The sequence below is a fragment of the Streptomyces sp. NBC_01257 genome, from assembly GCF_035917255.1.
Classification (GTDB): Bacteria; Actinomycetota; Actinomycetes; order Streptomycetales; family Streptomycetaceae; genus Streptomyces.
On the sequence record NZ_CP108472.1, the window covers coordinates 564,469 to 575,829 of the forward strand.

An 11,361-nucleotide genomic window follows, 5' to 3' on the forward strand; every position below is an offset into this window, starting at 1 on the left:
GGGAGTAGCCGCCATGACGCATCTACTGACCGCTCCGCGCCCTGACGACTCCGCCGCTCTGGGGCCGCTGCAGCTGAGGGTATGGCTGCAGACCTACTCCGACAGGGCGGCAGGGATCGACGAGGCCTGGATCCGTCGGCAGCGTGGCTCCGCCGCCACCGCGCAAGGTGTCGCCCGGTGGCGGGAGTTCATCGAGGCGGCCGCGCGGCGACCGGACCTGATGTTCTGCCGCGTGGCCCGGGAGGGCACGGAGATCGTCGGGTTCGTGTGCGGCCGCCGGGACGGCGTGGTCACCCTCGGGCCGATGTACCTGCTGGACGAGGCCCAGGGCCACGGTCTCGGCGGCCGCATGATGGAAGCGTTTCTCACCTGGGCGGGAGACGCAGCCGTGCACCTGTGGGTCACGGAGTTCAACACGCGCGCGGTCCGGTTCTACGAGCGCCACGGATTCCGGACCACGGGCGAGCGGGAGCTCTGGCGAGGGCGACTGCCCAACGTACGGATGACCCGCGCCGCCGCCACGTCGCACGAGGATCGCGGCCGGACCGTCGGAGACACCGAATCATCCGATACGTGACGACCTCCGCGGAAACGTGCGGCAGCCCGTCGGTCCGCTGCCGACGCCTTTCCGCTCCGGCGTCGGTGCACCTTCCTCAACAGACATGCCGCGCAGCCGCGTTCAGACCTGCCCCTCGGCCTCGTCCATCAGCTCGTCCAGGGCCGAGCAGGCAAGAGGGGCGAAGCGTTCCTGGGCAAGCTCGACACGCTGTGCGGTTTCCGCGGCAGAGGCCAGGTACAGGTCCCGGCGCGCCTCGTCGAGGATCCCTGCGGCGAGCTCCATCAGGTAGGTGATGGCTGGGTGGATGTGCTGGTCAATGGCTTCCGCACACTCGGCGGCGGCGCGCGCCACACCAGGAGGCCCTTCCAGTTGCACGGTGTTGGCGGCTCGGCGGACAGCCCGTACGGCGTCGATGGCCGCGCCACGCCTGGTGTCGTAACGGCGTTGGTCGTATGGCTCCGAAGTAAGCTGAGCAAGCTGCCAGATAGCGCCCTGCGCCTCGTGTGCCGAGTCCATCAGGTTCTGGTAGGCGGTCTGCCTGCTGTCCCTGCGCCACTTCCGGTGATCCGCTCTCAACTCCCTTAGCTGCACGCGCTCCTGCGCAGCCTCCTGCCGCACCTGTTGCCGTTCAGAGGCCTCGGTCTTCCGGCGTTCGGTCCGCGCAGCCACCAGAGCGGTCAGCCCACTGCCGAACAGAGTGCCGAGAACCGCGATCGCCGTCGTCATCCAGGTGCTCACCATAGGCAGACAGTCTGGAGCAACGGGCCTTACGCAACAGCCGTGCGCGGGGACACAGACCGGACGTGGGCACGAGGCTCGAAGAAGCGGGGCAGCCGCCTAAGCCGAGTGGGAGAAGGAGGATCGCGCGCAGACCGAACGCAACGCCTGCTTCAGCGCCTTCGCGTGGAGGCGTCCGAGGCGGTCATGGATCCGTACGGATGTCTCGGCGGCGGTCAGCGTGCCGCCGCAGGAACGATCCGTTCGTACGGTCGCCGTGTCGGCGATCGCAGCCACCAGGTCGGCGTTGAGCCGGTTGATCTCCTTGCGCACCTCTGCGAGGTCCGGGCGGCGCGAGGGTGCCCGGGAAGGGTCGGCGTCCCAGCGATGGTGCAGCGCGCGCTGCACCTGCTTGTTCGCCTCGATCTGGTCCCGGAAGATCCGTACCGTCGCCGCCGGATCGACTCCGGCCGCGCGCGCCTGCCGGGCAGCCGTGTCGAGGACCTGCTGCTCACGGGCAGGATCGTCGATGGGCTTGCCGGTCCCCCACTTGGCGGCCGCGACCTGGAACGCCGTGGCGAGCCGCCCGGCCGAGAGGCCGGCAAGCAGCCGGAGACCCGCATACCCACTGTCGTGCCCTCCGGTGACGGTCGCGGGCGACGGGGCAACGGCCACGGGCGGCGGGGCCGCTGCCGCGTCCGAACCGGCAAGGAGAGCCGCTGCGACCGAGCCGGAGATCAGCAGGCGTACGGCGTAGGCGGTCGGCTGCATGCGCATGGACCGATGCTACGGGCGCGGCCCGCCGGCGCCACGAGGGCCACTCCGCGTGTCCGGCAGGATTGCCCGGTCCGCGTGCCGGGTCGGCGCGCCCTTTCCGTCTGCCAAGGTCCGCGACCGCGGCTCCGGCTGAGACAGATCGTTGCCAGGCCGGGGGCCAGTCGCGGGGCTGGTGGCGACCGGACGGCCGACTGCCGCACCCGCGGCGCGGGCGGTGTTCCTTCAGGCGTCGAGCGTCCCGGCCAAGGCGGCGAGACCGTCCCGGTAGATCCCCTCGAACAGGGCCTTCGCCTCGCTCTCGCTCACTCCGTCCGGGGTGAACGTACCCGACCATTCCACCCGGGCCCCGTCCGCTCCCCGGTCGATGACCCGCAGGGTGGAGAGGTAGCCCGTGACGGGAAACGGCGCGCGGGCGATGGAGTAGCGGTAGCTGCGGTCCGCTTCGTCGAAGGCTTCGAGGCGTTCGACGATGACGCCGCCGTCGGCGTTCGTCAGCGTGCGCAGCCGTCCGCCTTCGCCGAGCCGGCTGTCCGTGATGTACGGCAGCCAGTCGGGCAGGGACCCGAAGCCGCCGATGACCTGCCAGACCCGGTCGGCGGGGTGCGGGGTGTCGAGGGTGATGGTGGTGCTGGTGCTGTTGGTGGTGCCGGTGGAAGCCATGGTGCGTCCTCGCGGAGTGGGTGTGTGCGGGTCAGCTGGTGGGAACGGGCGCGGACCGGTCGATGATCCGCTCCTCACGGAGGGCCTGCCAGAAGCCGTGCGGGACGTCCTGCGCGAGGGCGCCGAGGTCCTCGGCGATGCGGCTGGGCCGGGTCGCTCCGGGAATGGCCGCGGCAACGGCGGGGTGGGCCAGCACGAACTGGAGGGCGGCCGCCTTGATGCCGATGCCGTTCTCCTCAGCCAGTGCCTTGATACGGGCGACCTTGTCGACGATGTCGGCCGGCGCCTCGGCGTACTCGAAGTGACTGCCGCCGGCGAGGATGCCGGAGCTGTACGGGCCACCGACGACGATGTCGACGTCCTGAGCGGCCGCGGCGGGGAGCAGCCGCTGCAGCGCCCGCTCGTGGTCCAGGAGCGTGTACCGGCCGGCCAGCAGGAACGCGTCGGGCTGCGGCTCGTCCAGGTCCAGCGTCATCTCCAGCGGCTCGACCTTGTTGACGCCGAGGCCCCAGGCCTTGATCACGCCCTCGTCCCTGAGCCGCGTCAGCGCCCGGAAGGCACCGGTGCGGGCGCTCTCGTAGACGCTGACCCAGTCGTCGCCGTAGAAGTCCTGGGCGACGTCGTGGACCCACACGATGTCGAGCCGGTCCGTCCTCAGACGCTTGAGACTGTCCTCGACGGAGCGCAGGGTGGCGTCGGCGCTGTAGTCGTTCACGATCCTGTTGGGACGGCCGTGCTCGAACAGGGCGCCCTTCTCGCCGAGTTCGCGAGTCGCGGGGTCCTCGATCTCGTCGAGGATGACCCGTCCGACCTTGGTGGACAGGACGAACTCGTCGCGGGGCTGCTCTGCGAGGACGTCACCGAGGCGTATCTCAGCGAGTCCCGCGCCGTACAGCGGTGCGGTGTCGAAGTACCGGATGCCCTGGTCCCACGCGGCCTGCACCGTGGCGGCGGCCTCGTCGTCGGGGATGGCGCGGAACATGTTGCCGAGGGGGGCGGTGCCGAAGCCGATGCGGCCGGGCAGGAGGGAGCGAATGCTCATGGGGTGACCTCGATCAGAAGCTGGTGGGGGGGTGAGGTGGTGTCGAAGCGGCGCGGCGCCGGATGTGTGGTTGCCGCTCCGCCCTGGAGACAATACTTGCATGCGCGGGCTATATGCAAACGCGCATTATCGGCGTCCGCCATTCGGCACCTCCCGCCCTGTCGCACCCCACCGGCCTCACGGGTCCGGACCCGCGACTGCATCCGGACCCGCATCCAGCCGTCCCCGCACCTCCGCTCAGCGCACCCCGTCCACGGTCAGGTGCTTGCGCAGGACCTCGGCGAAGCCCGTCGGCTCGCGGCCGATCAGGGCGGCGAGGGTCGGGTCGACGGCGGAGAACTCGCCCGCACGGGCGGCGGCGAAGATGCCCAGCAGCTGATCGGCCGCATCGGCGGGCACACCGTTGCCCACCAGTTCGTCGCGGAACCGGGCGTCGGGTGCCGTGGTCCGGGTGATGGTGCGACCCGTGACAGCCGTGGCGAGGTCGGCAAGGTCGGCGAAGGTGAGCGCCTGCGCGGCGGTCAGCGGAGGCGTGGGACCTTCGAAGCGCCCCTCGTCGGCCAGGATCACGGCGGCCGCCTCCGCCAGGTCGGCGTGCGCGGTCCAGCTGACCGGACCGTCCGCGGGAAGCACCACCTGGCCGGAGTCCATGCCGTGGCCGAGGAACTGCACCGCACTGGAGGCGTAGAAGCCGTTGCGCAGCGAGGTGTACGGCACGCCGGAATCACTCAGTGCCTGTTCGGTGGCCGCATGATCGCGGCAGGCCTGGAAGTGCGAAGCGGCGTCGGCGCCCATGTGGCTGGTGTACAGGATGCGGCGGGCACCCGCGGCGACGGCTCCGTCGATCGCGGCCCGGTGCTGCCGTACGGCCTCCTCACCCATCGCGTCGACGGACACGATGAGGACCTGGGAGGCGCCTTCGAAGGCATCGACGAGTCCCCCGGCCTCGCTGAAGCTGCCGCGTCGCACCCGCACGCCACGGTCGGCGAGCGCCTGCGCCTTCTGCGGGTCGCGGACGCTGACACCGACCCGCTCCGCCGGCATACGGGCCAACAGCCGCTCGACGATCTGACCCCCGAGCCGTCCGGTGGCTCCGGTAACGATGATCATGATGAACTCCTCTTTGCGGTTCCAGTGGAATCACTTCAACCGTAACACCGATACTAACGATGGAACCAGCAAGGCTGTATCGTTGATACATGTCACCACGCTCACAGATCACGGACGGGGCCCGAGCCGATGGGTCCGGCAGCGCGGAGCCGGGTCCCCGGCAGCCGCGGCAGCGCGTCATCGAGGCCGCGGCAGACCTGCTGGCCCGTGAGGGCCGCGACGCGGTCACCACCCGGGCGGTCGCGGTCGCCGCGGGGCTCCAGCCGCCCGCCATCTACCGGCTGTTCGGCGACAAGGACGGGCTGCTCGAAGCGGTGGCCGAGCACGGCTTCGCCACGTTTCTCGCGGCGAAGCACGTCGACCCCGATCCGCGGGACCCCATCGAGGACCTGCGGGACGGCTGGAATCTGGCGGTCGAGTTCGGTCTGGACAACCCCGCCCTGTACACGCTGATGTACAGCGAGCCCGTGGGGTCCCAGTCGCCGGCCTTCAAGGCCGGCATGGATGTACTGATGGGCCGGGTCCGACGCCTGGCCGCCGGGGGCTGGCTCCGTGTGGACGAGGAGCTCGCGGCCATGATCATCCACGCCACGGCACGCGGCGCCGTGCTCACCTGGCTGTCGATGCCCGAGGACCGGCGCGATCCGGCGCTCCTGACCTCGCTGCGGGAGTCCATGGTCGCCGCCGTGACCAACGAGGAACCGGCAGTACAGCACGCGGGCCCGGCCGGTGCCGCGCGCGCCCTGCGCGCCACGCTGCCCGAACAGACGGCTCTCAGCGCCTCGGAACAGCAGCTCCTGAAGGAGTGGCTGGACCGCCTCGCCTCAGACGGCTGAAACGGCCGGGGAAGCCGGGACGGCCTGGGCATCGGACGTCGTACGCACTCACGGGCTGAGGGAATCACCGACACCGCGCATGCCGGGCGCGCCACCTCGCCGAAACCCCCTCGGCCGCGCGGCCCCGACCTGGCAGCATGCCCCCATGCCCACGCCCTGCCCCGACGGCGACTACGCGGTCACGGTCATGTACTCCGTGCCGGACGATGCCTGGTATCTGGAGCTGGACCTGGTCGCCCGTCAGCGGACCCTGGTGACCGCGATCGTGCCCGACGAGGACCCGACGCGGGAGCCCACGGTGTGCTTCGACACCCACGGTCCCCACGTGGACATCCCGTACGCCGTCATACGCTGGTTCATGGACCAGGTCGACGAGGAGATTCGCACGTCCCGCGCCTGGATGCGGATGCGGCCCGAGCTCGTCGAGGTCGTTCGCGGGCTGCGCCAGGAATACCTGGGCGCCATTGCCGACGAGGAGTTCCGCGACGTCCTGCCCGAGGTGCGCCTCGCCGTACCCGAGGCCGATCTCGCCGGCGTCCTCGCGGCCGCGTTCGGCCGGCGCCCTGACGGGAGCACCGTGGACCGACCGCCCGCACCCGTACCGGCGGAAGACCGGAGCGACGGGCGCCCGGATTCCTCGTCCTGATCGTGCCCGGCTCGTCCGGCGCGTCCCGGGTCAGCACGCCGCGGCGCGCGTGATCGGCAGCCGAGCCCGGAGCACTCAGGGCCGTACGCCGTCCGGACCGGCCCAACCGCGGCCGCTTCCCGTCACGGGGCGGAGGACGCCGCGCGCGGGGCGCAGTCCAGGATCACGTGGTCCAGCGGGGTCGTGCGGACGTCGTCGACCCGCAGCCCGGCGGCCGACGCCAGAGCCTCGTACTCGTCGATGCCGCGCTCACGGCCGCCCGCGAGGACCAGCATGCGCAGGTCCATCTCCGCGAACTGCGCCGGGTCCGCGCCGGAGGTGCCATGCGCCTCGATGACGACGACCCGGCCGCGCTCGCCTGCCGCCTCCGCGCATCGGCGCAGGAGGGCGCGTGCCCGGTCGTCGTCCCAGTCGTGCACCACCTTGTTGAGTACGTAGACGTCGGACCCGGCGGGCAGCGGGTCGAAGAAGCTCTGCCCGACGGCCTCGCACCGGTCCGCCAGGCCGCGCGCGGCGAGGAACTCCCGGCCGCGGGCGGCGGTGTCCGGCAGGTCGAGCAGGGTGGCCCGCAGCCCCGGGTGGGTGTCGAGCAACTCGGCGAGCAGGGCGCCGCGTCCCCCGCCGACGTCGGTCACATGCCGGGCCGCGGACCAGTCGTAGCCTCCCGCCGCATCCCTCACCAGCGCGGCGCCGGCGGACATGGTGGCGTCGAAGGAGGCGCCCATCCGCGGATGGGCCGCCAGGTAGGGCCAGAACGGGGCGCCGAAGACCGTCTCCCAGGCGGGCTCCCCCGTGCGGACGGTGTGCAGCAGGCCGGTGAACGCCAGATCCATCGTGCCGCCGAAGCCGTCGAGGTCGAGCGAGAGCCGCAGTTCCGCCGGGTGCTCCGAACGCAGCAGTTCCGCGGTCCCGTTGAGCCCGAAGCGGCCCGGTTCCGGCTCGGTGAAGACGCCGTGGCACACCAGGTGCCGCATCATCCGGCCGAGCGCGTCCGGATCGGTGCCGGAGCGGCGGGCGAGTTCGCCGCCCTGCCCCGCACCGTCGGCGATCAGGTCGGCCAGGCGCAGCGTGGCGGCCACCCGCAGGGCCATGGGGGTGACGAGGTCCATCAGCGGTCCGATGGTCCGCCAGGCGCGCATGACGCGCTCGCCCTCGTCGCCGGATCCCGTCCCGTCCATGGCCGTCTCCTTCGTGGCCGCCCCTGTCGCCGGACACCGGCGGCCGGGGCGGCCTTCGCGCTGCCGATGCCCGCATCAGACCAGACGGCGGGGCACCGCTCCAGCCAACAGGCCGCGCGGCCGCGTTCCCGTCCGCTCCGCCGCGTTCCCGACGCTCCGGCACGGGCGGACCCTGACGGCGCGTCGGGAGCGGACAGCCGCCGCCACTCCACGCCGGCCGGGCACATCGTGGCCCCGGCCGGGAGCGCCTGCGAGCCGGTGCGGCGGCACGTGACGCACGCCATCCTTTGCGCCCGCGATCTCTGGGAAGGTCTCCGGTACGGTGTCGAACGCTCCTGGCCGGACAGCCACGGAGTACTTCGCCACCCGCCACGTGACCATCGGATGCCGCCACGCGTACCCGTGCGACATCGCCCGTCCTGAGGCCACGCGCCCGTGACACGACTGGGGAGTTTGATGTTCGAAAAGGTATTGGTCGCCAACCGCGGGGAGATCGCGATCCGCGCGTTTCGTGCGGCGTTCGAGCTCGGAATCTCCACCGTGGCCGTGTATCCGCACGAGGACCGCAACTCCCTGCACCGGGCCAAGGCCGACGAGGCCTACCGGATCGGGGAGCAGGGGCATCCCGTGCGGGCCTATCTCTCCGTGGACGAGGTGATCAAGGCCGCCCGCAAGGCGGGCGCGGACGCCGTCTACCCGGGGTACGGATTCCTGTCGGAGAACCCGGACCTCGCGGCCGCGTGCTCCGAGGCCGGGATCACGTTCGTGGGGCCGCCGGCCTCGGTGCTGAACCTGACGGGGAACAAGTCCCGGGCGGTCGCGGCCGCCCGGGAGGCCGGTGTTCCGGTGCTGAAGTCGTCCGAGCCATCGGAGGACGTCGACGCGCTCGTCGCCGCCTCGGGTGACATCGGCTTCCCGGTCTTCGTGAAAGCGGTCGCCGGTGGCGGCGGGCGCGGGATGCGCCGGGTCGCGGAGCCGGGTGAGCTGCGCGAGGCGATCGACGCGGCGATGCGCGAGGCCAGGTCCGCGTTCGGTGACGCGACGGTCTTCCTGGAGCAGGCGGTGATCAATCCCCGCCACATCGAGGTGCAGATCCTCGCGGACGCGGCGGGCAACGTCGTGCATCTGTACGAGCGGGACTGCTCCTTGCAGCGCCGCCACCAGAAGGTCGTCGAGATCGCGCCCGCCCCGAACCTCGACCCGGCCCTGCGGGACCGGATCTGCGCCGACGCCGTCGCGTTCGCGCGGCACATCGGCTACGTGAACGCGGGCACCGTCGAATTCCTCGTCGACGAGCGCGGCAACCACGTCTTCATCGAGATGAACCCGCGCATCCAGGTCGAGCACACGGTGACCGAGCAGGTCACCGGGCGCGATCTGGTGATCGCGCAGCTGCGCATCGCCGCCGGTATGACGCTGCCCGAACTGCACCTCACCCAGGACGACATCACCCTCAACGGCACCGCGATGCAGTGCCGCATCACGACGGAGGACCCGGCCAACGGCTTCCGGCCGGACACCGGCACCATCTCCGCCTACCGCTCCCCCGGCGGGCCCGGCGTCCGGCTGGACGGCGGCACGGTCCACACCGGCGCCGAGGTGTCCGCCCACTTCGACTCGATGCTGGTCAAACTGACCTGTCACGGGCACGACTTCGGCAACGCGGCCCGCCGGGCACGCCGGGCCATCGCGGAGTTCCGCATCCGCGGTGTGGCGACCAACCTGCCCTTCCTGGGCGCGGTGCTGGACCAGCCGGACTTCCGGGCCGGGCGCATCACGACGAGCTTCATCGAGGAGCACCCGGAGCTGATCCGGGCCCGCCCGTCGGCCGACCGCGGCAGCCGCATGCTCGGCTATCTCGCCGAGACGACCGTCAACCGGCCGTACGGGCCCCGGCCTTCCGTGATCGACCCGGCGGACAAGCTGCCCGTTCTTCCGACCGGCACCCCGCCGGCCGGCTCGCGGCAACGCCTCGCCGCTCTCGGTCCGGAGGCCTTCGCCGCCGAGCTGCGCGCCCAGTCGGCGGTCGCCGTGACCGACACGACGTTCCGCGACGCCCACCAGTCGCTGCTGGCCACCCGCGTACGGACCCGTGACCTGCTGGCCGTCGCACCGCACGTGGCCCGGACCGCACCGCAGCTGCTGAGCCTCGAATGCTGGGGAGGCGCCACCTACGACGTGGCGCTGCGCTTCCTCGCCGAGGACCCGTGGGAGCGGCTGGTGAAGATCCGGGAGGCCGTGCCCAACATCTGCACCCAGATGCTGCTGCGCGGCCGCAACACGGTCGGCTACACGCCCTACCCCACCGAGGTCACGGAGGCGTTCGTCGCCGAGGCCGCGAGCGCGGGGATGGACATCTTCCGGATCTTCGACGCCCTCAACGACGTGTCCCAGATGCGCCCGGCCATCGACGCGGTGCGTGCCACCGGGACCTCGGTCGCCGAGGTCGCGCTCTGCTACACCGCCGACCTGTCGGATCCCGGCGAGACCCTGTACACGCTGGACTACTACCTGCGTCTGGCCGAGGAGATCGTGGATGCGGGCGCCCACGTGCTCGCGATCAAGGACATGGCCGGGCTGCTGCGGCCGCCGGCCGCCCGTACGCTCGTCACGGCGCTCCGCGAGCGCTTCGACCTGCCGGTGCACCTGCACACCCACGACACGGCGGGCGGACAGCTCGGCACGCTGATCGCCGCGATCGACGCGGGAGTGGACGCGGTGGACGCGGCGGTCGCGTCCATGGCCGGCACCACCAGCCAGCCCCCTCTGTCGGCGCTGGTGGCGGCAACCGACCACACGGAGCGTGCGACCGGTCTCTCCCTCCAGGCGGTCGGTGACCTGGAGCCGTACTGGGAGGCGACCCGCAAGGTCTACGCCCCCTTCGAGTCCGGTCTCGCCTCGCCCACCGGCCGGATCTACCACCACGAGATCCCCGGCGGGCAGCTGTCCAACCTGCGCCAGCAGGCCATCGCGCTCGGCCTCGGCGACCGGTTCGAGCTCATCGAGGACTGTTACGCCGCGGCGGACCGCATGCTGGGCCGGCTGGTGAAGGTGACGCCGTCGTCGAAGGTCGTCGGCGACCTGGCGCTGCATCTGGTGGGTGCGGGTGTCGAGGCGGCGGACTTCGAGTCGGACCCGGGCAAGTTCGACGTACCGGATTCCGTGATCGGGTTCCTCCGCGGTGAGCTGGGCGACCCGCCCGGTGGCTGGCCGGAGCCGTTCCGTACGCGTGCGCTGCAGGGCCGTCCGGAGAAGGCGCAGGCGCCGCAGCTGTCGGACGAGGACCTCCAGGGTCTGCGGGAGTCGCCGCGCGCGACCCTGAACCGGCTTCTGTTCCCCGGCCCGACCAAGGAGTTCAACGCCCACCGGGAGGCGTACGGCGACACGTCCGTGCTGCCGACGCAGGACTTCCTGTACGGCCTGGAGACGGAGACCGAGCACACGGTCACGCTCGACCCGGGTGTCACCCTGCTGATCGAGCTGGAGGCGATCTCCGAGGCCGACGAGCGCGGCTTCCGCAGCGTACTGGCGACCCTCAACGGGCAGTTGCGGCCGGTGTCGGTTCGGGACAGGTCCGTCGCCACGGACGTCAAGGCGGCCGAGAAGGCGGACCGAGGCAATCAGGGCCATGTGGCCGCGCCGTTCGCCGGTGTCGTGACGCTTCAGGTGGAGGAGGGCGCGTCGGTCTCGGCCGGTCAGACGGTCGCCACCATCGAGGCGATGAAGATGGAGGCGTCGATCACCGCCCAGTCCGCGGGCGTGGTGCGGCGGCTCGCGATCGGCAGGGTGCAGCAGGTCGAAGCGGGTGATCTGCTCATCGAGACCGCCTGAGGCGG

The 11,361-nt window shown here is 71.6% G+C and carries 10 protein-coding genes; 4 read left to right on the plus strand and 6 right to left on the minus strand.

Translation table 11 applies throughout. From position 1 onward, the window contains the following. Nucleotides 1-13: 13 nt before the first annotated feature. Nucleotides 14-577, plus strand: coding sequence for a GNAT family N-acetyltransferase (locus OG408_RS02490; protein ID WP_326667890.1), 564 nt, complete (start codon nt 14-16; stop codon nt 575-577). A 102-nt stretch (nt 578-679) separates the two neighbouring features. Here the strand turns inward: OG408_RS02490 and OG408_RS02495 are convergent, their stop codons facing one another. From OG408_RS02495 to OG408_RS02515, 5 genes are all read right to left on the minus strand, one after another. Next, the gene (locus OG408_RS02495) at nt 680-1,285 is read right to left on the minus strand and encodes a hypothetical protein (protein ID WP_266787359.1); all 606 of its coding nucleotides are present in this window, start codon (nt 1,283-1,285) and stop codon (nt 680-682) included. A 111-nt stretch (nt 1,286-1,396) separates the two neighbouring features. Then, complete coding sequence (gene aroQ, locus OG408_RS02500) at nt 1,397-2,053, minus strand: gamma subclass chorismate mutase AroQ (RefSeq protein WP_442806000.1); 657 nt, start codon at nt 2,051-2,053, stop codon at nt 1,397-1,399. A gap of 222 nt (nt 2,054-2,275) precedes the next feature. Then, complete coding sequence (locus OG408_RS02505) at nt 2,276-2,713, minus strand: SRPBCC family protein (protein ID WP_266787356.1); 438 nt, start codon at nt 2,711-2,713, stop codon at nt 2,276-2,278. 31 nt (nt 2,714-2,744) lie between these two features. After that, nucleotides 2,745-3,755 (minus strand): aldo/keto reductase, encoded by a 1,011-nt coding sequence (locus tag OG408_RS02510; protein ID WP_266787355.1) that lies wholly within the window; start codon nt 3,753-3,755, stop codon nt 2,745-2,747. A gap of 237 nt (nt 3,756-3,992) precedes the next feature. Beyond that, a complete protein-coding gene (locus OG408_RS02515; RefSeq protein WP_326667894.1) occupies nt 3,993-4,865 on the minus strand; it encodes an NmrA family NAD(P)-binding protein in 873 nt (290 codons plus the stop codon). Between the two features lie 89 nt (nt 4,866-4,954). On the opposite strand from OG408_RS02515, the gene OG408_RS02520 reads away from it, so the two are divergent. Together OG408_RS02520 and OG408_RS02525 are read left to right on the plus strand one after the other, a co-directional pair. Next, complete coding sequence (locus OG408_RS02520) at nt 4,955-5,701, plus strand: TetR/AcrR family transcriptional regulator (protein WP_266787353.1); 747 nt, start codon at nt 4,955-4,957, stop codon at nt 5,699-5,701. A 145-nt stretch (nt 5,702-5,846) separates the two neighbouring features. Continuing rightward, nucleotides 5,847-6,347 carry a hypothetical protein gene (locus tag OG408_RS02525; protein ID WP_285564023.1) on the plus strand — a complete coding sequence of 167 codons (501 nt, stop codon included), beginning with the start codon at nt 5,847-5,849 and terminating at the stop codon, nt 6,345-6,347. A 122-nt stretch (nt 6,348-6,469) separates the two neighbouring features. Here the strand turns inward: OG408_RS02525 and OG408_RS02530 are convergent, their stop codons facing one another. Further along, nucleotides 6,470-7,525 (minus strand): methyltransferase, encoded by a 1,056-nt coding sequence (locus OG408_RS02530; RefSeq protein ID WP_285564024.1) that lies wholly within the window; start codon nt 7,523-7,525, stop codon nt 6,470-6,472. A 456-nt stretch (nt 7,526-7,981) separates the two neighbouring features. Between OG408_RS02530 and OG408_RS02535 the strand changes: the two genes are divergently transcribed. After that, on the plus strand, nt 7,982-11,356 hold the full coding sequence (locus OG408_RS02535) for a pyruvate carboxylase (protein ID WP_326667897.1): 3,375 nt from the start codon (nt 7,982-7,984) through the stop codon (nt 11,354-11,356). Nucleotides 11,357-11,361 lie beyond the last annotated feature (5 nt).